We start from the raw sequence: 22186 nt of genomic DNA on the forward strand, positions 1-22186 counted from the left end.
TTTAAGTAACACTTAACTGCTTGTAATTTATCTTCGGCAGTAAATTTAACCATAGAAAAACTGCACCTCCAACTGTTAGATGGTGTCTAACAATTGGGGTGCAGTTCATTCAATGATGCGGTTTTTTTTATTACATAGGAAAAGCTTGTCCTACTTCATATTCGTCATTTAAAACAAGTATTCCCTTCTTTTGCGGGGCATTTGGCAATCCTAACTCACGAGCAGAACAAATCATACCGCTTGAAGCGACGCCACGTAATGCTGCATCTTTTATAATTAAGCCACTCGGCATAACCGCACCAACTTTTGCAACGACAACCTTTTGACCTTGCTCAATATTTGGTGCCCCACATACAATTTGTAATGTTTCTTCACCTACGTCTACTTGGCAAATACTTAAGTGATCAGAATCTTGGTGAGCGACTTTTTCTTTTACGTAGCCAACAACAAATTTTGGTGAAAAATCAGCAGTAACTGTTTCATTAAATCCATTCGCCGCCAAAGCTTTATTAATTGCTGCTACAATTTCTTCATTTAAAGGCACTACACCGTTTGCATCTATTTGAACATATTTTGAAGCATTAAAGAGATTATATCCAGCTGTCTGTTTTGAATTTTCATCATAAATACGGGCAACATCACCTTTTCTTTCATATGTGCGTTGTTCCACATCCGTCAACATGATGATCAAAGTATCCCCAATACCTTCTTGATTATAAAAAACATTCATTTCTTCAAAATACTCCTTTCAAAATTTACGATTTTTTCCCATGATAAAGATCGGCTCAAGCTCTCCTTCTTTATACAAAAAAGAAAGAGCTGTAATTGGCACATGTCCATTTGAAAAAAAGCTCATTGTCATTTGCGCTACTACATCATAACCTGTTTCATTTTGAATGTCACCTATGATTAAAACATCTTGATGCGGAATCGCCACAATCATTTCACCTTTTATCCTTGAAGCCATCTCTTTTAAAAAGGAATCATTCAAAATTCTGCTCGCATCATAACCATCATTCGTATTTAAAAAATAAAAATCATTACCCGCAACTGTATCTTTTTTCAACTCTGTCGATAAAGAGCGAACATTGAACTTGGCCATTTCACGAATATAATCTTTACTCCAATTTTCAGCCGTTAACATTTGTTCATCTATTAAACGGTACGTATTTCCTAAATCTAAAGCATAGTAAATACGTGTTTCTGCTGTGTGATCATCCGTAAAAAAAGCAACGCCTTCCCTAGCTTCCTTTGGAAATGAGGTTGATCGCATAACAGGAAAAATCTTTTGTTCTTTACCTGATAACGTTTGTGCAGTTCCCATTACTTGAAGTGCTTCTTTAACATAGTATACAACTTCATCAATTGCTTTTTCTTTCATAACAGCCCATTTTGAGACAATTTCAGGAAGCGAAACATTGATTCCTTTTTTCGTTTTCTTGTTTTCAATACGTAATATGTCTTTTTCCCTATCATATGAGAACGTTCGTTCATCATTAGCTAACCTTTTTTCAAGCTCACGTTTTATTTGGTTGGAATCCATTTTCATTCTCATCACATCCTTATAGCATTGTACAAAAAAACCCTCCACCAGGAAAGATGGAGGAATAAAAATTATGCTAAGCCCTCAATAAATTTTTCTATTTCTTCTCTTGTTTTACGATCCTTACTTACAAAACGTCCGATCTCTTTTCCATCACGGAACGCAATAAAACTTGGGATTCCGTACACATCTAATTCCCCGCATAAATCAATAAATTTATCACGATCAACATGAACAAAAGGAAACTCACTAAATTGCTCTTCCACTTCAGGCAAGAATGGTTCAATGAAACGGCAATCCGGGCACCAGTCAGCTGAAAATAAGAAAATATGTTGCCCTTTATTTTTAAGTTCATTAAATTCCTCGACAGATTTTAATTGTTGCATTGCGCTATTACCTCCTAAAATTTCCTGTTTATATTTTCTCCCTTCTATTGTAACCATAGATGCTCATTTTTGCTAAAGAACTGTTTATTTTTTTATATTCAAAACAAGCAAATATTTTTTTTACATGAAATTAAGAGCTGCACAAAAACAATTTATTTAGAGATCCTGACACAGTATTTATTTTGTTAACATAATGTAAAACTGCTTATATGTCCTACATTCTGCTTTTTAGGTATAATAAATATACAGGAATTTACGTATTTTGTATAAATTAAGGGGTATGTTGAAATGACAATATTGATAGTTGACGATCATAAAGTCAATTTATTCGTAATTGAAAATATATTAAAACAAGCAGGATTTGATGACTTCCATTCTTTCACATCTGGAAAAGAGCTGTTTCAATATTTGAACTTAACAGATGAACATTCAAGAATATCAGCAGATTGTATTTTAATGGATATAATGATGCCTGAGATGGATGGAATTGAAACTTGCAGAATCCTACAGCAAACACCGCGCTTCAAAGATATCCCTGTTATCTTTTTAACTGCTTTAGATAATTCCCAAAAATTGGCGGAGGCACTTGAGGCAGGCGGGTTTGATTATATTACAAAGCCGATTAACAAAGTTGAATTAATTGCTCGTATTCGCGTTGCTGTTCGCTTAAAAGAAGAAAAGGACTGGCATATTGAACAGGAAAAGAAAATTAAAGATGAACTTGATCTCGCGACACAAGTGCAAAGGACATTGTTAAGCGAACCGTTGAACGAGAATCATATCTCTATCACTTCGTCTTATAAGCCTGCCAATAAATTAGCAGGGGATTTTTATTATTGGCATAAAATCGATGATCATCGATATAGTCTCATGTTGCTCGATGTAATGGGGCATGGTATTACCGCTTCACTTGTATGCATGTTTATTTCTTCCAAATTACGAGATTTAATGCAAAAAAATGCACCATCAGAAGTAGTTATAAGTGAATTAAATCGCTGGATGTTGTATTTAAACAATGATCATAACAGTCTAAACTATTATTTTACAGCAGTTTACATGACAATTAATACAAGGAAAAAAACGTTAGAATACATAAATGCAGGGCATCCTCCTGCCTTTGCTTTAATAGATAAAATGAATACCGTTTCTTTAAAAAAAGGGTGCTGTGCAATTGGCCTTTTTGATGAACTTACAATTCAAAAACAAGTCCTTCATTACCACTCAAGTATTCAACTATTACTATTTACAGATGGTGTCATGGAAGCCCTAGATACTACAGATGTGAATGGCTTAGACAACTTACATAAACTATCATCACATTTTTGGAGCCATCAAGAAGCTGCTTTACCGCTTGATACAATCTTATCTAAATTAGATCAAGACCAACAGCCAGATGATATGTGCGTTATATTAGTACAAGCTCAATAATCTCAACATTTTCCTCGGTCAATTGAAAATCGGTGTTAATGAATACGATTATTCGTCGGGTTCAGAATAACTCTGAGCCCCTTTTTCAAATGAAGCTTCATATTTTTCCCCTATATCTCTCCAATGACGAAACACCATCTACTTGCTTCAAAAACATTCACTAATAAAACTTGGTACTCATTATTTTAAAATTCTTGACTATTTTGAAGGGGCAATATAGATAAGACTCCTGCGGGAAAAGCGGGATTGCTGAGACACCACAGGCGTGCAGCGCCGAAGAGGCTCAGCTTCCGCCCGCGGAAAGCGAGTATCCTGGAGAAAAAATCATATCCTCCAAATTAAAAACAGAGTGTAGAACAAACTAAATTGTTTGCTACACTCTGCTTTCTCATTTTTTTTGATAAATTTTCTCAGAACGATCAAAAATGCGATATTTCTGGTCTCTATCCATTAATCGTAATGTTTCTTTATTTCCAAGTCCTAAAAATCCATTTTGACAAAGACTTTCATCAAATAACTGAAAGACTTTTTGCTGCAAAGTGGAATCAAAATAAATCATCACGTTTCGACAAATAATCACATGAAATTCATTAAAAGATCCATCCGTCACTAAATTATGTTGCGCAAAAATAATATGATCAAAAAGCGATTGATTGAAGTAAGCCTTAGTAGAATCGGTTTTATAATACTGAGAAAACTCTCTTTTTCCACCAGCCTGAAAATAATTTTTCGTATAGGTCTGCATTTTATTGAGAGTAAAGGCACCCGTTTCCGCCTGCTGAAGAATATGTTCATTCATATCTGTAGCATATATTTTTGCTTTTTCTAACAACCCTTCTTCTTCCAGCAGAATTGCCATAGAATAAGCTTCTTCGCCTGATGAACATCCGGCATGCCATATACGAATTTCTGGGTATTGTTTTAAAATCGGCACAATTTTTTCCCGAAAAGCCAAAAAAAACGCCGGATCTCTAAACATCTCTGTAACATTTATAGATAAATCATTGAGCAATATAGTCAAAAAATCCGGCTCATGAATGACTTTTTCTATTAATTGACTAATAGCAGATAACTGCTCTAACCTCATTCGATGAAGAATTCTTCTTTCAACAGATGAGCGAACATATTGGCGAAAATCATATCCTGAAATACGATAAATCGCAAAGAGAAGCATATCAATTTCAAGCTGCTTTATTTCTTCATCTGATAATTGAACTTTCCGCACCATCGTGTCACCCTTTATTTCTGATTCATTATTTCTTCGTTAACCAAACACGCATAACAGATAATAATTGTCCCATTTTTAATGGTTTACTAATATAATCTGTTGCACCAGCTTCTAAACATTTTTGTCGATCTCCTTTCATCGCCTTCGCTGTTAAAGCAATAATCGGTAAATCATTAAACTCATCTTTCATACGAATTTGTCGCATCGTCTCATAGCCGTCCATTTCTGGCATCATAATATCCATAAGGACAATGTCAACTTCTTTATGCTGATTTAATAATTCAATACATTCCATACCATTTTGAGCAGTTAAAATATTCATGCCCTCTTTAGATAAAGCATTTTTTAATGCAAAGATATTTCGATAATCGTCATCACAAATAATAGCTGTCTTTTGACGGAAAGTATCCTCTTCTATGAATTCTAACTCATCATTACATTCTTCAAGTTGTTCTAATGTGATCGCAATTTCATCATCCTGCTGGGAGGTGAACATTTCCTCTGAAGCGATTAAACCATTTGGAAGACTTGGAACGTATAAAGTAAATGTACTTCCTTTTCCAAGCTCACTATCAAGTTTAATCCATCCCCCCAACAACCTTGCAAACTGACGGCAAATGGATAACCCTAGTCCTGTGCCTCCATATTTGCGTCCAGTAGCACCATCACCTTGTTGAAAAGCTTCAAAAATAATCTCCTGTTTCTTTTTTGGAATTCCAATACCGGTATCACTTACTTGCACTTCAAGCCAATAGTCTACCCCTTCTGTTCTTACATATTGCTCAACTGCCTTTTCATCCGCTTTATCAAGTTTGAATGTAACAGATCCTTTCTCTGTAAATTTGATTGCATTTGACAAAAGGTTTTTTATGATCTGCTTCATTCTTTGTTCATCAGTAAAGCAGATTTTAGGAAGAGCAGCTTGATCGACTTCTACATTAAGTTCGATCCCTTTTTGTTCTGCCAAATATGCGAAATGACCACCAACATATACTGGCAGTTCATGAACATTCATTTCATCAACGACAATTTCCATTTTACCGGCTTCAACTTTTGTAAGATCAAGAATATCGTTAATGAGTGATAATAAATCACTTCCTGAGGAATGTATCACACGGGCAAATTCCTTTTGTTCTTCTGTTAAATTTCCTCCTGTAGTATCTTCAGATAACATTTCAGAAAGTAATAATATACTGTTTAAAGGGGTCCTTAATTCATGTGACATGTTCGCCAAAAATTCAGATTTATATTGTGAACTTTGTAATAATTGTTCTGCCTTTTCTTCTAATTCCTCTTTTGTCTTTTCCAAATCTCTAGATTTCTTTTCAGCCTCTTTTGTACGTTCTTCCAATTGTTCATTAATCATTCTTAATTCTTCTGATTGAGATTGTAACTCTTCTGATTGCGATTGCAGTTCTTCTGACTGTGTCTGCAGCTCTTCTGATTGTGTTTGTAATTCTTCTGTCATCATTTGTGATTCTTTCAGTAGTCTTTCGACTTCCATTCTGCTAAGAACACTGTTTATCGCAATACCAAGTGTATGGTTAATTTGTTCGATGAACTTAAGTTCAAGCGGAGTAAATTGATCCATGCTTGCAAGTTCAAGAACAGCTAAAACCGTATCTTCATAGATTACAGGAGTAATTAATATATGACGAGGCTTAATTTTACTAAAACCAGAGGTAATGAAAGAATAATTTTCTGGGATTTTCTCTATAAGTTCCACTCGTTTCTCTAAAGCAGCTTGACCTATTAATCCTTCTCCAAGCAAAAAGCGTTCTCTGCCAGGATTCGATTGATCTTCTGCAAAAGTCGCTACTTTATTAAATTCTATTTTATCTTTTTTTCCTTCTTTTAAATAAAAGGCTCCCATCGAAGCACCCATCATTGGTGTGATTTTTTGTATAAATCGCTCGGCAAGATGATCGATATGAGTGATATTTTGATACATGGTTGCCATTTCTGCAATTCTTTTTTGCATCCAGTTTTGTTCAGAAATTTGCTTAAAGTACTCCTCTTCTTTTTGCCGTGATTGTTCAAGAGAATCAACCATTTGATTAAATGCTGTGCCGATACGCCCTATCTCATCTTCCGTTTTGACTTCGACATGTGGTAAAGATCCTAACTCATCATAATCAATATTAGACATGACTTTAGAAATTTGGTTTAAACTTTTTGCCGTACTTGAAATGATCCAATAACCAATTACCACCAATAGTAATAAAACTATTACAAATGAAATAAAAAGTAATTGAAGCATTGATTGTTCCAAGTGATCGGCATTTTCCATCGCTTGTCCCATTTGTTTTTCTTGGAAACTTTTAAACCGTTTAATATTATCTGTTAAACTTGTACTTTCCTGTTTATATTCAGTCAATAAGCTATTTGAAATTGGTTCTTTATTACTTAGTTTCTCAAAGATTGTTTGTTCTGTTGCTGTATATGAATCAAATTTAGATTGGATTTCAAGCAATATGTTTCCTGCTTCATTTTTGTTCACCATTTTTGTCAACTGATTAATCGTTGCTTGAATTTCCTTCGCATTATTATCTATTGTATTCCTATTTTCTTTTATATTTGCTGCACTGTCATTATTTAAGCTATCAATGATCCCTTTATCAGAACTTGTAAAAAGCCATTGAATTTCATTTGCATTTTTCACTTTGACATAACGGTCTTGAACAATTTCCGACATATTCTTTTTCATACGGTTCATTGAAATGAGATCAACAACTGTTATGATCAATAAAAAAACAAAAATAATGCCAAAACCAAGGATTTGCTTTTTCCTAAATCCCATTTTTTCCTCACCCTGTCTTATGTACATGATCATCGATTTATCTCTTTATTTTTTTACTGTAATACATATGATAGATTGCTATCAGTCTCTATTCCCTTTTTACTACAAAATATTCCTTTAAAATATAATTTTTTAATAGCCAATTATTGGTTTCGCTTTTGATATAAATATTGTCCAATGAGAAGCTCCATCACATGCACAAACATTTTACCACGGGAAACAAGTTCGTTTGTAAATATGCCGATTGCTCCTTCTTGTTTTCTTACATTTTTTCGCTTTGCATAACTGTCCATAACAGGTCCAAGTTCTTCTCCTGCTCTAAGGCGATTAGCAATTTCATCAGGTAGGGGAATTCTTGCTCCTCCAGCAATAATAGGAGCACTATTTTTCGCTATTAAAGCGCCCCAATTACAAAGAAATAGCCCCTGCGCTGTTTCTACTACACCGCCCTCTAAGCCAATGCCAATATCTGTATGCTCTCCATTTAACACATTATTTGCCCTGTTGATCGCTCCTTGGATCGTTTCTTCATCAGAAAAAGGCTGGTCGCTTACCCCCGAAGAAACTGAAGCAGAAACAATCGATACAGAAGAGCCAAATGCACTGCAAGCCTTTTTTACAGCAGAAACTTTTGCTGCATTTGTTGAACCTATGCCAATGATCATCTTTATCACCTCAACAAAAATTAGAAGAGAGGCTGGGACAAAACCGAAAAGTAGTTAACGAAAGACGAATATTGCACAAATCAGCTCCGAAAATATTCGTAAACTTGCGGGAAGGAAGGCATCGGTGAAACCCCGCAGTGCGTTAGCATGAAGAAACTCACCAGCCGTCCGCGGAAAGCGAAGTATATTTTCGGAGCGGGTTGGAGCGCAATATTCAGTTTTTCTTTCATTAACATACTTTTGTCCGAACCTCTTTATGACATTTATTTATTGATAACGAATTGCATCTACAGTCGCTTGATCACATGCTTGTACAAGTTTGACGATTAATGCTTTTGCCGCAGCATAGTCATCCACATGCAAAATGGAGGCATGCGTATGAATATAACGTGCGCATACACCAATAACTGCACTAGGAACACCGCTATTAGACGTATGAACACGCCCTGCATCTGTTCCACCTGGAGATACAAAATATTGATACGGGATTTGATTACTTTCAGCTGTATCTAAAATAAATTCACGCATTCTTCGATGTGTTACCATTGTCCGATCATAAATGCGGAGTAAAGCCCCTTTGCCAAGTTGTCCAAATTGATTTTTATCTCCTGAAGCATCATTCGCAGGACTTGCATCAAGCGCAAAGAAAATATCAGGTTTAATCATATTTGCTGCTGTTTGTGCACCACGAAGACCGACTTCTTCCTGTACTGTCGCCCCTGAATAGAGCGTATTTGGAAGCTTAACTCCTTGTAATTCTTTTAACAGTTCAATGGCAAGGCCGCATCCATAACGATTGTCCCAAGCTTTTGCTAATATTTTTTTCTCATTCGCCATCGGTGTAAAAGGACAAATAGGAAGAATCGATTGCCCTGGGCGAATGCCAATATTCTCTGCATCTTCGCGGTTATCCGCTCCAATATCAATCAACATATTTTTGATGTCCATCGGTTTATTTTTCGTTTGTTCATCTAATAAATGCGGAGGAATAGAGCTTACTACACCAATGATAGGTCCTTTTTCTGTATAAATATGTACCCTTTGTGCCAGCAGCACTTGGCTCCACCAGCCACCTAATGTTTGAAATCGAATCATTCCATTGTCTGTAATACTTGTTACCATAAAAGCAACTTCATCCATATGACCTGCTACCATAACTGTTGGGCCCTCTTTTTCGTCACGCCTAACGCCAAAAATGCTGCCAAGATTGTCTTGAATAACTTCGTCAGTGTATTTATTTAATTGTTCTCTCATAAAAGCACGTACTGCATATTCATTGCCAGGTGCTCCCGGCAGTTTAGTTAATGTTTTAAACAGTTCACGTGTATCTTGTTCCATCGTTCAGCCTCTTTTCGTAATATTATTTTTAATGTCGTTCATGCTAATCTATATGTACGAATTTATTTTACAGAACTTGCTTGTATTCTGCCATAAAACGACTTGAATTTTTCATGATTTCATAAATAAATGATATATTTAAGTTGGATAAATATATGATATGATGACATAAAGGTAGATAACGTTTTTCATCCTAAACTTATTTTTAAAGGTGGAATGATTATGAATTGGAAAACTTTTGTCGCTGGTGTAGCCGTTGGTGCAATTGGCGGCCACTTTGTTAGCCAAGCGATTAAAAAGAACCAAACAATATCAGCCGAAACAGTCCTTGCTAATGTAAAAAAAGCTTTTAAAGCCAATGGGACAGTCGATGGTTCATGGATTCAAACAACAGTTGACAATTATGAAAAACACCCGATCAAAACGGAAATTTATCGCGGTGGTATTTCATTTAATGAAAACGGAGAAAGAAATCAATACGAATTTATCGCTGATGCAAAAACAGGCAGTATCATTGACGTTTATCCAATATAAAAAAAAGACACCAATACAGTTATGAAGACGGTTTGTCTGAACCGTTATCGACGTATATGGTGTCTAATTTATTTTATCACCTTTTGACTTCAGCACAAATATTTCCATCTTTATCCCATTTTAAAGCCCGATAAAATGCATCATGGTAAAATAAAAACCATGCCTCGCTCTGCATCATTTCATCCAACCATTTTTTCTTCTGAAAGATAGAATTCATTGGATAGTCATCGTAAGCCATTACCCAAAGAGGATTAAGATGCGCATGTGTTGGCAATAAATCTGCCATATGCACCCATTTTTCCCCATTGCATTCGCCCGTAATAATTGCGTGCCCATTACTATGACCGCCAGTATGGACCATTTGGAACGCATTTTCAATCATTATTTCATGTTGAAATGTTTGCACTTGGTGCTGAATTGCTTCCCAATTTTCGCTCCAATATGTATTTCTCGAACGCATATTTGGATTCCGCATTTCATCCCATTCAATTTGGGACGTATAAATAATTGCATTCGGAAAGGCAGATTCAAACCCATCATCAGTTGGGATCGTAAGACCGCATGCATGGTCAAAATGTAAATGTGTCATACAGACAATATCAATATCGTTCCTACTTAACCCTAATGTTTTTAATGATTCTTCAATATCTGCTTCTTCATTTACTCCGTAATTTCGTCTTTGTTTTTCTGTAAATTTTCCGTTCCCAATTCCAGACTCGATTAAAATATTTTTTCCGTTTAGCTGAAAAAAAATGGGATCTGTTCGTAATTCAATTTGGTTTCTTTCATTTGCAGGGTATTTTTTAGACCATAATGGTTTTGGCACAACCCCAAACATCGCCCCACCATCTAAATGAGTTACTCCTCCATTTAACCAGTAAAATGTTTGTTCTCCAATTTTTAGTCTTTCCATATTACCCCTCCCAAAAAGTCAATTAACAAAAAAGACAACGTTTACATCATTATTCTATACAAAGCATGGATTCCCCTTCATAAAGAAAAGGCCTCACATCATATGTCTCAGTAATAATGTCAGACCCTTTGTAATAGTATAAATACTATTATTCATTTAAATATTTAACTTCACAACGATAAATCCGTTGACCTTTAGCAGAAAATTTTTCTTCGTATTCTGTCATAACATTATCTTCCATCCCACTATTGTGAAGATCAAGACTAATGTCTTTTAATAATAGCCCATATTCAGAAAAACTTTTTAATGAATATTCAAACAAGCCTTGGTTATCCGTTTTGAAATGAATTTCTCCTCCATCAACCAATACACTTTCATACATCCTCAAAAATGATTTATATGTTAATCTTCGTTTTTCATGACGATTTTTTGGCCATGGATCAGAGAAGTTTAGATAGACACGTTCAATATCATTTTTTTGAAAATACTCAACTAAACGGCTAGCATCTACATTTAATAATTTTACATTATCTAGCTGTTCTTCAAGAATTTTATCTAACGCGGAAACAATAGCACTTTCTTGTTTTTCAATTCCAATATAATTTATATGTGGATTTTGCTTCGCCATCCCCGTAATAAAACGCCCTTTTCCCGTGCCAATTTCAATATGGAGCAGCTGTTTTTTCGCAAAAGCTTCAGACCATCTTCCCCGGAAATGTTCCGGTTCTTGAATAACAATTTTTGGATTTTGCATGAGCTTTTCTTTTGCCCATGGTTTATTTCGTAACCTCATTTAAACACCTCGATTAAATAACGTTCATTTATATTAGACAAAGCTCATTGAAATTGTTTTTTAAAAGACTGTTTTCGTTAATTTGTCGCTTCGCATCAAAAGGAGGAACTGCTTTCCACAGGCGGATATCTTCCGCACTGCACGTTAGGATCTTTCCTATCAACTCCAATCAACTTTATAAACAGTGTAAGTGAACAACATTTATTTTCAAACTTATGATCAGTTGAAAAAAGCTTTTGAATAAAAATTAAAGATTGTCAAACACTATTATTTGAACATGCCACTTATGTTATCTGCTTATTTTAGGTGAAGGATGTGTATGAGTATGCCGCTTTCTCATAAAGACCAACTTACATTACTAACAGATATTTTAAGTGAACACCAATTAGATTGTTGTGGGACTGTTTCTGAATGTGAACAATTGGAAAGATTAGTGAAGCAGTTGCTGACCAACCCTGAGGTTCATAATCATATAAAACCGGTGTTAAACAATGTTTATGATTACAGTCAAGCTGGTCAATATGCTCAACATCTAGATGATCATATTGAATCCCATAAAGATGAATTATCGCAATGGGTAGATAACATCAATCAATACTATTAACAAAGTAGAGGGGTCAGACACCATACGTTCATCTACTTGATGACTGTATGATGTTAGACCCTTTTATTTATCATGAATGACAGATTCTAGAAAATCTATCCATTCATCCATTTCCGATAATCGATCTTTCGCTTTGTGCCATTTAATCATAATAATCGTTTGAATGATCACATACCATTTCATTCTCAATAGTAAGTAATCGTTCATTTCAATTCCGTATTGCGTTAACCACTGTTCCCATTTTTGACGCGAAATATATAAATATAAAAGCATTCCAATATCGAGCGCAGGATCACCAATTAACGGACCGTCCCAATCAATAAGAAATAGTTCATCATCATTTGATAATAGCCAATTATTATGATGAATATCTCCATGACAAACGACATATTCGTCATATTGAATATGGACTAATTCTTTTTGTAAAAATTGAATGGAGGAACGAATAACAGGCAGGTCTAATAACTCAGCTTCCATATTTGATTCAATTTTTGCTAGCATTTGGTACGTATCTAACGGTTTCATGCCAAGCCTTTTTAACATGATTAATAACGGTTCTGAATCATGTATTTTTTTGAGAAGCTTTGCTACACGCTCATTCTCCATTTCTTGGGGACTAAGCTCTCTGCCCTCAACCCATTGCTGTGCCGTAAGTGTATCACCATTTTCCATTCTTCTTGTCCAAACTAGCTTTGGCACAATTCCTTCTGCAGATAAAACTGCTAAAAAAGGAGAGGAATTTCTCTTTAAAAATAATGTTTGTTCTTGATATTTGGCATAGAAGGCTTCTCCTGTTGCCCCCCCGGCAGGTGTAATTTCCCAGCCTTGTCCTAGTATATCTTCCAACATTGTTCACCTTCAATAAGTAAGTCACCGGATACCATTCTTACTGTCATTTATAAAAAAGTCATAGACTGATTTTACCATGAATACATGTCGAATTCTAAATGAATTTGTCATTTTAATAAATATTTTCGGCTTTTTAAATTAAAATAATTCACATTTTTATGCTACATTCAAGATGAATGTTATATATCTTGTTATCCAAATAGCATATTGAAATACTTGTTTCACACGAATATTAAAAAATCATCTGTTTTAACAAACTAAAAAGAAAAAAAGACAGCTATTGGCAGTTTTGGTCATCAATAGCCATCCTTTGAATAAATTTTATCTCTTTTACAGTTTTTTCGTCAAGTTAAAATTATTATTTTGAAATAGTCGTAAAGAAGTATTTTTATGTTCATCAATTGTTTGTAGTAACTTCCAGCAATTCATACATATATGTACATCGGTAGGAGTAACACCAATAAGCTCTCCATCGGCATGCACCGGCAAAGTATAAGGAGTCACAATTGACATCCGTTTGCCCGTAAAGCGTGAAACCTCTTTAAATTTATGATGCTTTCTAAAAAACACTGTTATAAATATAAATAAAAATTTCAATCGTGAAAGATCATGAACAACTGTCATATTTAATTGACCATCAGCTGGGCTTGCAAAAGGAGCTATTCTCATCCCTCCTCCAAAAAAAGGCTGATTGGAAATGGTAATAAACCATGTTGCTCGAATCTTTCTTTGTGGCCATCTACTTCAACTTCCACCAGGCTAGGGCGATATTGAAATAATCCAATGATTAACATCATCACATAGGCTAATTTCCCAACATATAATCGATTACACCATTTTTTTAGTTTTGATTGATTTATTTGTCTCGCGATATACGCATCAAAACCCGCACCTAAATTATTCATAAAATACCCGGTTTCGCCGTTTTTCAATTGATAATAGCCAGCATCATATGTTCGTAGACATCCTATCAAAAATGATCCTTGCACATTTTTGAGGGTTTTGCGGCAATTTATATCCTCTAGAAAAATCATTTCCTGAACCAGCAGGGATATAGGCGATTATGACGTGGGGATGAGAAATAATGCCATTAACTACTTCATGAATCGTCCCATCTCCACCAACCGCTACGAGCAAAAAAGGATGCTGTTTTTCAATGGCAAGATGTGCAGCCAGTTTTTTAGCATGACCTGCTCTTTTTGAGTAATACACTTCAAATTCAATCTTCTCTTTAAGCATTTTCTCAATCTTATTCCACGTACGTAAAGCAGCGCCATTTTTAGCTGCTGGATTAACAATAAAGACGACTTCCTTCATTATTGCTACTCCTCATCAAGATTCTCAATTTGCTCTTCGTAATCGTGTCGCAAAACACCGTTTGACTCCGAATAATTTAATAATACTTGTGCTGCCCTTAATTGCATATGCTTTAACGGTGTACTTAAATGCCTCTGCTCCTCAAACCATAAATCATGCTCTCTTTTGGAAAGGATATGTAAATCATTCGGCTGATCAGGATAATCAATATATCCATTTCGAGAAATGATCCCTTTTGAAATCGGCAGTGTTACATGATGAAGAGCAAACATTTGTTTAATAATTTTCTCCATTCTCCCTAATGCAATCATTGGACTTAATATTTTTTTCTCTCCGTGCTGATAGCGTTTTTGCCAAAAATGCTCTTTTGAACCGATGAAGACAGCATCCTTTTCTTCCTCAAGAAAAGTAAGGCACCAAATTCTTAACGGGGATATCAATATCACATCCATTTCTATTGAAGCTTTTTTAAACGTAAAGACAGGTTTATACATTAATAAAAACGTATCAGGAAAGCGCTGCAAAAAATATTTTAATTTCTCATCAAAATACATATTAGCTGGTACGTCAGACATATACTGCAATGTTGAGCTTGCCCAACGAAGCTGAAACTTTAACAATTGATCTAAAAAAACTTGCTTTAACTGTTCCTCTGTGTCTGGATAATATTTAAGCTGCGGGGAAAATTCGAATGATGAATCGATTGATGTTTTTTCATCCTCTTCTTCATACGGGTGGTCATCTCGTTTTTTAAACCAATTTTTCACTTTCTTTAAAACAGATTCATTCTCAACATATTCCGCTTCATCCACAGCTTGAATAAACTCTTTATTTTGCCAGTTCAATTTTAATAGCTGCCACTGCTGCTTTTTCAAGCGAACAAACTGGTTTGTGTAACGGTTTAAATCGACTTCATAACGAGAGATAAAATCTTGAACTTTAATCAGCTGTCCCATTTTACTTCCTCTTTCTTTTAACCTAAAACAAATTGTTTTTTCACTTCATACTTTGGTAATTGATCAAGATGTGTTTGATATAATACAGCTTGCTCAATTATAAATGACTGTTGGGTATCTGTCCTATAAGTAGACAGTACATCTTGCTGGAAGGCTTTCTCGTCCCTCCATTTTCTTGCTAATGTAATATGTGGGTTAAATGGTCTTCGATCTAATTGGAAACCTGCACGAAGGCAATGATGATAAATCATTTTTTGCAGTTCCATTAACTCATGACTTTGCTCGATTCCAGCCCATAAAATTCGCGGTTTATTACTATTTCCAAAAGTACCGAAATGATCAATTTTAAGTGTAAACGAAGGGATCCTTTTGATATCATGTAGTATATCGGTATTCACCTGCTCCAGCTGTTCTTGTGAAGCCTCTCCTAAAAAAGCAAGTGTAATATGGTAGTCTTCCTTATATACCCAGCTTTTAAAATTCAATTCCTGTTGCATTTGCTGTGTTACTTGCCACAGTGATTTTTTCATCTCATTTGGCAATAATGCTGCTAAGAAATAATGATTTGACATCGTTCTTCTCCTATTCAATTCATTTCTCATTCCTTATTTTAACAAAAACGAGCCAACTATATGACATAATTATTTTTCCTATTAAAAAAGTAGCGGATTTCCGCTTCAGGATGCTTGCACCTTTTTTCCAATCTCAACTTTATAGAAAATGAATGGATTTATTTAAGACCAACATTTTCTAGGTTTACATTTTTAGCCTTTTATTGAAATAAAAAAGCAGGCTGTCTTTCATGACTAGCCTGCTTGTTAAACTTATTTCTCCGTAGTAGTTTCTACTTGTTTCGTTTGTTTTTCAATTTCTTGATCAAAATATTTTTGAATTTGTCTTGTTAACGCTCCCGGCGTTCCGTTTCCAATTTTTTGTTGATCGACTTGAATAATAGGCGTTACTTCAGATGTAGTGCTCGACATAAAAACTTCATCAGCATGCAGCAAGTCATCAATTGTAAATGTTTCTTCACGATAAGCAATTTGGTGTTCATCACAAATTTTCAAAATAACTTGGCGTGTAATTCCTTTAAGAATTAGATTCGTTGCCGGATGCGTCAACAACTCATTATTTTTAACAATAAAAATATTTGAAGACGACCCTTCTGTCACGATCTCTCCTCGATGTTGTATAGCTTCGTAGCAACCTTTTTCAGCAGCCTGCTGCTTCGCTAAAACATTTCCTAATAAATTCAAACTTTTAATATCGCATCGTAACCACCTAATGTCATCGACCAATATTGCAGAAACGCCTTTTTCAAAGTGATCAATCGGTCTTTCTACTTCATTTGTATATGCCACAAAGGTTAAATGGCTTGTCTCAGGAAACTGGTGTTTCCTTGGCGCTGTACCACGGGTAAATTGCATATAGATGATTCCTGTATTTAATTGATTAACAGTAACCAATTCTTGTAACTGTTTAGTAAGTTCTTCAGCAGAATAAGGAATTTGTAATGAAAGTTTTTCAGCACTTAAGTAAAGTCTATCTAGGTGCTCTTTATTTGTGAATAGCTGGCCATTATATACCCTCACAACTTCGTAAATGCCATCGCCAAATTGATAACCGCGATCTTCTACATCTACATAACCTTCACTTCGATCAACTAATTTTCCATTTAAAATAAACTTCTCCATGATTCCTTCCCCTTTACAATTATCTTGAACAATAACTCCGTTTATTGTTAGTGCCTACACATATGAATTAACAATACATGACACATCACAGAGCTTACAGTTCACACAAACTATATTTTATTTTGTTGCCAATTCATAGATCGCTTGTGCGTAAATGGCAGTAGCCTTTAGCAAATCTTCTACATACATATATTCGTCTTTTTGATGCATCACATCTTCACGCCCTGGGAAAAGAGCTCCAAACGCAACCCCTCTTTTTAATGAACGCGCATACGTACCGCCTCCAGTAGATAATAGTTCTGCTTTTTCACCAGTTTGCTCTTCATATACTTTTTGTAATGTTTTTATAAGTGGATCATTTTTATCTACATGATGTGGTTTAGAATTCGAAAAGTTTTGAAGAATCAAACCATCTTCTTTTAATTTCGACTCAATTTGATTTTTTCCTTCAAAAATTTCAAAAGTTACAGGATATCGCATGTTTAATCCTATGCGGCCACCATCGACTTTGTCATATTCCATAATCCCCACATTGATCGTTAGATCTCCTGTTATCTCATCATGATATTGAATTCCAAATGCTTCTCCGCGAGATCTGTCAAAGAAATACTCAAAAATTGTACTGACGAATTTATGCCCAGCTAGATCTAAAGATAGGGAGTTCAAAAATTTTGCTAAATATAAACCTGCACTTGTTCCATTACGCGGTTCTGCACCATGAGCAGATTTTCCTTCTAATGTTAAAATTAATTTCCCATTGTCGATATACTCTTCCCCTTTGACATGGTGCTCATTTAGAAAATCATGATATTGTTGTACTAATATCGTTGGATCTCCCTCAATTGATAGTGCTGCCTTAGCAAAATCAGGTACCATATTATAACGACGACCTGACTGAAAAGAAAGGAGTTCATTGCCGGCCTCTGCATTATTTCCTTGCTGTGGCTTTTGAATAAGATCAAAATCTGCGATGCCTTTTTCGGCATAAATGATTGGAAAATCTGCATCCGGCACAAATGCCATTGTTGGCATTTCTTCATGCTCAAAGTAATGATCTACACATCTCCAATCGCTTTCTTCATCTGTTCCAATAATTAAACGGACTCTTTTTTCTAAAGGAACTCCTAATTCTTTTACAATTTTCATACCATAATAAGCAGCCATCGTCGGTCCTTTATCATCGCTAGAACCACGAGCATAAATTCTCCCATCCTTCACGATGCCTTTATATGGATCTACACTCCAGCCGTCACCTTCCGGCACAACATCTACATGACCAAGTACCCCTACTAATTCACTTCCTGTACCCATTTCAAGATGACCAGCTAAATTTCCAACATTTTTGTCCTTAAATCCATCTCTTTTCCCTAAATTAAGTACATATTGTAATGCATCTTTAACACCTTTTCCTAAAGGAGCATTATCTGTGGCGTGTTCTTCATCTAAAACACTTTTAATTTGCAAAAGCCCTTGTAAATCTTTGATTAAATCTTCTTTTCTTTTTAATACTTCATCCATCCATTGTATATTGCTCATTTTACGTTCTCCTTTTCTATGTATGACTTCATTGTTTCTATTTTACCCTTTTCCTATTTTTAAATAAATATTTAGGCTATAACCGTGCATATAATTGTTGACTTGTTCATATTTTGGTAATAAAAAAGTAAACAAAAAAATTTGTCTCTTTTATGAAAAAGATGTACAATGTAATTGTCTGACATCTTAGAAAAAAAGTATAATTTTAGTAAAGGAGTTGTCTGATCGGTAAAAGGTGAATATTAGATACATTGAATAGTATTTCAATGTCATATTGCTGTCTGTAGTCTTTGTCTTTGGAAAAAAGATGAGGGAGTGGTTTTTTGAAACCTTCAACAAATCGCATGCTAACTCGAATTAAATCAATCTACGTGTTTATTAAAGAAAAAGGGACAGTGACGACCCAAGAACTTGTAGATGAGTTCGGCATCACTCCTCGCACCATTCAAAGAGATTTGAATGTGTTAGCATATAACGACTTAGTCAAAAGTACTCACAGAGGTTATTGGACAACAACAGAAAAAAAGGTTAGGGTGTCATCTTAAACATTAAAATTATATAACTGGAATATGAAAAGCGGCTAACTGATGGATTCAGCAGCCGCTTTTAACATGCTATTCTCCTTTATTAAGAAAATGATGGGATTTTAGTAAATCAATTTCATCCATTGTTAACTCCCGATATTCTCCTAATGGCAATGTTTCATCTAAATGAATGGGACCCATTGATATTCTTTTTAAGTAGATGACCTTCTTGCCAACCGATGCAAACATTCGTTTAACTTGGTGGAATTTTCCTTCGGTGATTGTTAAATGAATTTCAGACGTTTTTCCAGCCTTTAAAATAACAAGCTTCCCTGGTTTTGTCTGATAACCATCGTCTAACAAAACACCATATTTAAATGCTTGAATATCTTCATTTGTTACTTCACCATCTATACTTGCAAAGTATGTCTTCTCTACATGTTTTTTTGGCGACAATAATTGATGTGCAAGTTGACCATCATTTGTTAACAGCAACAAACCTTCCGTATCCTTATCTAATCGTCCTACGGGAAATGGATTAAAACGTTGATGATAAGGTGCCAATAAATCAACTACAGTTTGATCACGATCATCTTCTGTGGCGGAAATGACACCCGCCGGTTTATTCATTAACAAATAAATATATTCCCTATACTCAACTAGTTCTCCCCGAACCTCAACTTTGTCAGCCTCCAAGTCAAGATGATGCTGTGCATCTTTGACTGCTTGTCCATTTACGGTAACAAAGCCAGTTTTTAACAGCTTTTTAACGTCCTTCCGACTGCCAAATCCAGTATTTGCTAAAAATTTATCTAGTCGCATATTGTTCACCTCTTTTTTGCATCATGCCCATTCATTCTCGTGTAAATTGCATAGGCTAATTATCATATTGAATAGGAGTGAAAAAATTGCAAGAGCAAAATCCTAGTATTGATACTGCTGCATTACAAGAAATTAATAGAAAAATTGATATTCTAGACAAACGTTTAAATCAACTATATCGCAGAGTTACACAAATTGAGCATTACATCCAATATCAACAACAGCAATGGAGAAAATGCTAAAGCTCGTGAAATCACTCAAATAAACGATCATAATGATTGAAGCATACATGAAATAAGCTCTATTCCCCGAATTGACTATATAACATTCATTTCTATATTCATGGGATAGAGCTTAAATACACAAACAGTCATTTATAATTACCATTGTTAATTCATATGAAGTTTTCTTTTTAGTCGTTCAATACGGGTTCCAAATAACTTATCTGCAAGGCGCGTACGCAATCCTAGATAACCATATACAGTTGCTCCTACTATGCCGCATATCATTACAATCATTAATGCTTGAATTCTTGAAGAAGGCGAAAGGAAAATCGTTAGTCCTTTATAAACAATCCATACAGCTACAAGCATCATCACATTTATCATCATAATGAGAAGTGTTCTCCTCAATACAGTTTTAAAGGAATAGTCAGCAAATATTTTAATCACAACGAGACTGATTAAAATGGATGCGGAATAACCAATTGCTGTTGCATACACAGCCCCGTTAATTTGATACATCTTTATAAGCGGGATATTTAGGCTTAACTTTAATAATAATCCAACTAAGAGACTTAAAATCGTAAATCTTTGTTCATTGATTCCTTGTAAAATAGCGGCAGTCACAGAATAAAGTGAAAAAAGAATGGCTACAGGTGCATAGTTCATTAATACACTTGTGGAAATACTGTTATCAACATTATAAAAAATAGAAAAAATTGGTCTTGCCAGTTCAGACATCCCTAATGCGGCAGGAACTGTAATAAATAATAATACTTGAAGAGTTTGGTCAACAGATCTTGTCAATGTTTGTTTATTGCCCTTTGCAAATGCTTCCGTAATCATTGGCACAAGTGTCATGGAAAAGGCTGTTGCCAATGATACAGGAATAATGACAAGCTTATGCGATTGGAAATTCAATATCCCAAGCTGCGTCTCCCACACTTTTCCTAAGTCTATAGCTTCCATTCCGCGTTTCACCGTTAGTTGGTCAATCATCTGATAAAGTGAGTTCGCTATGCCAACAAAAACAAATGGTAAAGCTGAAACAATGATTTCTTTATATAAACGAAAAACTGAAACTTGCATCGTACCTTTATCATGAAGCAACAACGCATCTAAATGTGATTTACGCTTAAACCAATACCAAATCAAAATCCCTAAGCTTGCGATTCCGCCTACAAATGCGGCAAAAGTGGCAGCGCTAATTGCCGATACAATACTGCCATGCAGTATATGTAAAATGACATATGCACCTATTAGCATAAAAATGATCCGTACAATCTGTTCAATAACTTGTGAAACAGCTGATGGTCCCATTGATTGATGCCCTTGAAAAAATCCTCTAATTAAACTCATGACTGGGATAATGATCAACGCATAACTTACAGCCCGGATAACTGCAGTCACATCCGCCTTATCAAAAGTTTGAGCATCCTCTTTCCCCGCCATAACAATATCTGTAAAATATGGAGCAAAAATATACATCGCTAAAAAGCTAACAAATCCTGTAATTAACATTAACCAAACGCTCGTCCTAAATAACTTCCGGCTAACGGCATATTCTTCCAGCGCATTATATTTTGCAACATATTTAGCGACAGCTAAAGGCACACCTGCAGTCGAAATACTGATAAAAATATTATAAGGAACATAGCCAAATTGGTAGAGTGCTTCTGGCCCAGAGCCACCAACTATTGCATCAAAAGGAATGACATAAAACAATCCTATTACTTTCGAGATAATCGTTCCTAACGTTAAAATAAACGTACCACGCAACAAATTTGAAGACATAAAATCCCTTCCTGCTTAAAAATATAACTTTTAAATATATCGAACGAGTTTACGCACTATAATGTAGTGTAACCCGAACGACAAGAGATGACAATTTTTTTTTTAAAATCGAAGAAAATTATAAGCAAAATAAATAGACATTTTGTGAATTTCCTTTAGGAACGACTAGGAAAAAAAGACTTTGGCAAAAATTGAAATAACATATACAATAATGTGGACAAACATTTAATAAAATGAGGTA

The 22186-nt window shown here is 35.0% G+C and carries 24 protein-coding genes; 5 read left to right on the forward strand and 19 right to left on the reverse strand.

The features are described 5' to 3' along the window. Positions 1-130: 130 nt before the first annotated feature. The 3 genes from ytpR to G4D61_RS13625 form a co-directional block, all read right to left on the reverse strand. Entirely contained in the window at positions 131-730 is a 600-nt protein-coding gene (gene ytpR, locus G4D61_RS13615; protein WP_025730008.1) for a YtpR family tRNA-binding protein, read from the reverse strand. A gap of 18 nt (positions 731-748) precedes the next feature. Further along, on the reverse strand, positions 749-1543 hold the full coding sequence (locus G4D61_RS13620) for a DUF1444 domain-containing protein (protein WP_035356362.1): 795 nt from the start codon (positions 1541-1543) through the stop codon (positions 749-751). 71 nt (positions 1544-1614) lie between these two features. After that, the gene (locus tag G4D61_RS13625; RefSeq protein WP_081750047.1) at positions 1615-1986 is read right to left on the reverse strand and encodes a thioredoxin family protein; all 372 of its coding nucleotides are present in this window, start codon (positions 1984-1986) and stop codon (positions 1615-1617) included. Between the two features lie 231 nt (positions 1987-2217). Between G4D61_RS13625 and G4D61_RS13630 the strand changes: the two genes are divergently transcribed. Then, a complete protein-coding gene (locus tag G4D61_RS13630; protein WP_025730001.1) occupies positions 2218-3357 on the forward strand; it encodes a PP2C family protein-serine/threonine phosphatase in 1140 nt (379 codons plus the stop codon). A gap of 388 nt (positions 3358-3745) precedes the next feature. Here the strand turns inward: G4D61_RS13630 and G4D61_RS13635 are convergent, their stop codons facing one another. From G4D61_RS13635 to G4D61_RS13650, 4 genes are all read right to left on the reverse strand, one after another. Beyond that, positions 3746-4585, reverse strand: a complete 840-nt coding sequence (locus G4D61_RS13635; protein ID WP_035348861.1) for a CheR family methyltransferase — start codon at positions 4583-4585, stop codon at positions 3746-3748. Positions 4586-4610: 25 nt separating this feature from the next. Then, positions 4611-7385 (reverse strand): response regulator, encoded by a 2775-nt coding sequence (locus G4D61_RS13640; RefSeq protein ID WP_025729997.1) that lies wholly within the window; start codon positions 7383-7385, stop codon positions 4611-4613. Between the two features lie 143 nt (positions 7386-7528). Beyond that, positions 7529-8050, reverse strand: a complete 522-nt coding sequence (locus G4D61_RS13645; protein ID WP_025729995.1) for a DUF84 family protein — start codon at positions 8048-8050, stop codon at positions 7529-7531. Positions 8051-8317: 267 nt separating this feature from the next. Next, a complete protein-coding gene (locus tag G4D61_RS13650) occupies positions 8318-9388 on the reverse strand; it encodes a M42 family metallopeptidase (protein WP_163174176.1) in 1071 nt (356 codons plus the stop codon). A 222-nt stretch (positions 9389-9610) separates the two neighbouring features. Between G4D61_RS13650 and G4D61_RS13655 the strand changes: the two genes are divergently transcribed. Then, the gene (locus G4D61_RS13655) at positions 9611-9922 is read left to right on the forward strand and encodes a PepSY domain-containing protein (protein WP_025729991.1); all 312 of its coding nucleotides are present in this window, start codon (positions 9611-9613) and stop codon (positions 9920-9922) included. Positions 9923-9998: 76 nt separating this feature from the next. On the opposite strand, the gene G4D61_RS13660 is transcribed toward G4D61_RS13655, so the two are convergent. Together G4D61_RS13660 and trmB are read right to left on the reverse strand one after the other, a co-directional pair. Beyond that, entirely contained in the window at positions 9999-10835 is an 837-nt protein-coding gene (locus G4D61_RS13660) for a YtnP family quorum-quenching lactonase (RefSeq protein ID WP_025729989.1), read from the reverse strand. Positions 10836-10983: 148 nt separating this feature from the next. After that, the gene (gene trmB / locus G4D61_RS13665; protein WP_163174178.1) at positions 10984-11628 is read right to left on the reverse strand and encodes a tRNA (guanosine(46)-N7)-methyltransferase TrmB; all 645 of its coding nucleotides are present in this window, start codon (positions 11626-11628) and stop codon (positions 10984-10986) included. A 325-nt stretch (positions 11629-11953) separates the two neighbouring features. Here trmB and G4D61_RS13670 point away from each other — a divergent pair, with 325 nt between their 5' ends. Next, positions 11954-12232 (forward strand): YtzH-like family protein, encoded by a 279-nt coding sequence (locus tag G4D61_RS13670; RefSeq protein WP_025729985.1) that lies wholly within the window; start codon positions 11954-11956, stop codon positions 12230-12232. 63 nt (positions 12233-12295) lie between these two features. On the opposite strand, the gene G4D61_RS13675 is transcribed toward G4D61_RS13670, so the two are convergent. The 8 genes from G4D61_RS13675 to pepV form a co-directional block, all read right to left on the reverse strand. Continuing rightward, positions 12296-13081, reverse strand: coding sequence for a phosphotransferase family protein (locus G4D61_RS13675; protein ID WP_081750046.1), 786 nt, complete (start codon positions 13079-13081; stop codon positions 12296-12298). 330 nt (positions 13082-13411) lie between these two features. Then, positions 13412-13750, reverse strand: a complete 339-nt coding sequence (locus G4D61_RS13680; RefSeq protein WP_052137826.1) for a diacylglycerol/lipid kinase family protein — start codon at positions 13748-13750, stop codon at positions 13412-13414. Further along, the gene (locus G4D61_RS13685) at positions 13747-14055 is read right to left on the reverse strand and encodes a diacylglycerol kinase family protein (RefSeq protein ID WP_163174174.1); all 309 of its coding nucleotides are present in this window, start codon (positions 14053-14055) and stop codon (positions 13747-13749) included. The genes G4D61_RS13680 and G4D61_RS13685 overlap by 4 nt, the downstream gene beginning before the upstream one ends. Then, positions 14030-14398, reverse strand: a complete 369-nt coding sequence (locus G4D61_RS13690) for an acylglycerol kinase family protein (protein ID WP_051476292.1) — start codon at positions 14396-14398, stop codon at positions 14030-14032. The genes G4D61_RS13685 and G4D61_RS13690 overlap by 26 nt, the downstream gene beginning before the upstream one ends. 5 nt (positions 14399-14403) lie before the next feature. Further along, positions 14404-15354, reverse strand: coding sequence for an NERD domain-containing protein (locus tag G4D61_RS13695; RefSeq protein ID WP_025729983.1), 951 nt, complete (start codon positions 15352-15354; stop codon positions 14404-14406). Positions 15355-15371: 17 nt separating this feature from the next. After that, positions 15372-15926 (reverse strand): RNA 2',3'-cyclic phosphodiesterase, encoded by a 555-nt coding sequence (gene thpR, locus G4D61_RS13700; RefSeq protein WP_025729981.1) that lies wholly within the window; start codon positions 15924-15926, stop codon positions 15372-15374. A 252-nt stretch (positions 15927-16178) separates the two neighbouring features. Beyond that, on the reverse strand, positions 16179-17048 hold the full coding sequence (gene dat, locus G4D61_RS13705) for a D-amino-acid transaminase (RefSeq protein ID WP_035353871.1): 870 nt from the start codon (positions 17046-17048) through the stop codon (positions 16179-16181). A gap of 117 nt (positions 17049-17165) precedes the next feature. Beyond that, positions 17166-18584 (reverse strand): dipeptidase PepV, encoded by a 1419-nt coding sequence (gene pepV / locus G4D61_RS13710; protein WP_025729977.1) that lies wholly within the window; start codon positions 18582-18584, stop codon positions 17166-17168. Between the two features lie 323 nt (positions 18585-18907). Here pepV and G4D61_RS13715 point away from each other — a divergent pair, with 323 nt between their 5' ends. After that, positions 18908-19129 (forward strand): DeoR family transcriptional regulator, encoded by a 222-nt coding sequence (locus G4D61_RS13715; protein ID WP_025729975.1) that lies wholly within the window; start codon positions 18908-18910, stop codon positions 19127-19129. Between the two features lie 69 nt (positions 19130-19198). On the opposite strand, the gene G4D61_RS13720 is transcribed toward G4D61_RS13715, so the two are convergent. After that, on the reverse strand, positions 19199-19930 hold the full coding sequence (locus G4D61_RS13720; protein WP_025729973.1) for a pseudouridine synthase: 732 nt from the start codon (positions 19928-19930) through the stop codon (positions 19199-19201). An 86-nt stretch (positions 19931-20016) separates the two neighbouring features. Here G4D61_RS13720 and G4D61_RS13725 point away from each other — a divergent pair, with 86 nt between their 5' ends. Continuing rightward, a complete protein-coding gene (locus tag G4D61_RS13725) occupies positions 20017-20172 on the forward strand; it encodes a hypothetical protein (protein WP_155918489.1) in 156 nt (51 codons plus the stop codon). Between the two features lie 147 nt (positions 20173-20319). Here the strand turns inward: G4D61_RS13725 and G4D61_RS13730 are convergent, their stop codons facing one another. Continuing rightward, a complete protein-coding gene (locus G4D61_RS13730; protein ID WP_025729971.1) occupies positions 20320-21945 on the reverse strand; it encodes a putative polysaccharide biosynthesis protein in 1626 nt (541 codons plus the stop codon). Positions 21946-22186: the final 241 nt, after the last annotated feature.

Source organism: Heyndrickxia ginsengihumi (genome assembly GCF_011008565.1).
GTDB classification, from domain to species: Bacteria; Bacillota; Bacilli; order Bacillales; family Bacillaceae_C; genus Weizmannia; species Weizmannia ginsengihumi.

Excerpts from the sequence above, each read along its gene's own strand:
- G4D61_RS13635 (WP_035348861.1), bottom strand. The coding sequence starts at position 4,585 with ATGGTGCGGAAAGTTCAATTATCAGATGAAGAAATAAAGCAGCTTGAA.
- G4D61_RS13720 (WP_025729973.1), bottom strand. The coding sequence starts at position 19,930 with ATGCGACTAGATAAATTTTTAGCAAATACTGGATTTGGCAGTCGGAAG.
- pepV (WP_025729977.1), bottom strand. The coding sequence starts at position 18,584 with ATGAGCAATATACAATGGATGGATGAAGTATTAAAAAGAAAAGAAGAT.
- G4D61_RS13625 (WP_081750047.1), bottom strand. The coding sequence starts at position 1,986 with ATGGTTACAATAGAAGGGAGAAAATATAAACAGGAAATTTTAGGAGGT.
- G4D61_RS13730 (WP_025729971.1), bottom strand. The coding sequence starts at position 21,945 with ATGTCTTCAAATTTGTTGCGTGGTACGTTTATTTTAACGTTAGGAACG.
- G4D61_RS13620 (WP_035356362.1), bottom strand. The coding sequence starts at position 1,543 with ATGGATTCCAACCAAATAAAACGTGAGCTTGAAAAAAGGTTAGCTAAT.
- G4D61_RS13645 (WP_025729995.1), bottom strand. The coding sequence starts at position 8,050 with ATGATCATTGGCATAGGTTCAACAAATGCAGCAAAAGTTTCTGCTGTA.
- G4D61_RS13660 (WP_025729989.1), bottom strand. The coding sequence starts at position 10,835 with ATGGAAAGACTAAAAATTGGAGAACAAACATTTTACTGGTTAAATGGA.
- G4D61_RS13670 (WP_025729985.1), top strand. The coding sequence starts at position 11,954 with ATGCCGCTTTCTCATAAAGACCAACTTACATTACTAACAGATATTTTA.
- G4D61_RS13640 (WP_025729997.1), bottom strand. The coding sequence starts at position 7,385 with ATGGGATTTAGGAAAAAGCAAATCCTTGGTTTTGGCATTATTTTTGTT.
- G4D61_RS13675 (WP_081750046.1), bottom strand. The coding sequence starts at position 13,081 with ATGTTGGAAGATATACTAGGACAAGGCTGGGAAATTACACCTGCCGGG.
- G4D61_RS13655 (WP_025729991.1), top strand. The coding sequence starts at position 9,611 with ATGAATTGGAAAACTTTTGTCGCTGGTGTAGCCGTTGGTGCAATTGGC.
- thpR (WP_025729981.1), bottom strand. The coding sequence starts at position 15,926 with ATGTCAAATCATTATTTCTTAGCAGCATTATTGCCAAATGAGATGAAA.
- G4D61_RS13650 (WP_163174176.1), bottom strand. The coding sequence starts at position 9,388 with ATGGAACAAGATACACGTGAACTGTTTAAAACATTAACTAAACTGCCG.
- G4D61_RS13630 (WP_025730001.1), top strand. The coding sequence starts at position 2,218 with ATGACAATATTGATAGTTGACGATCATAAAGTCAATTTATTCGTAATT.
- dat (WP_035353871.1), bottom strand. The coding sequence starts at position 17,048 with ATGGAGAAGTTTATTTTAAATGGAAAATTAGTTGATCGAAGTGAAGGT.
- G4D61_RS13695 (WP_025729983.1), bottom strand. The coding sequence starts at position 15,354 with ATGGGACAGCTGATTAAAGTTCAAGATTTTATCTCTCGTTATGAAGTC.
- trmB (WP_163174178.1), bottom strand. The coding sequence starts at position 11,628 with ATGAGGTTACGAAATAAACCATGGGCAAAAGAAAAGCTCATGCAAAAT.
- ytpR (WP_025730008.1), bottom strand. The coding sequence starts at position 730 with ATGAATGTTTTTTATAATCAAGAAGGTATTGGGGATACTTTGATCATC.
- G4D61_RS13690 (WP_051476292.1), bottom strand. The coding sequence starts at position 14,398 with ATGAAGGAAGTCGTCTTTATTGTTAATCCAGCAGCTAAAAATGGCGCT.
- G4D61_RS13680 (WP_052137826.1), bottom strand. The coding sequence starts at position 13,750 with ATGAGAATAGCTCCTTTTGCAAGCCCAGCTGATGGTCAATTAAATATG.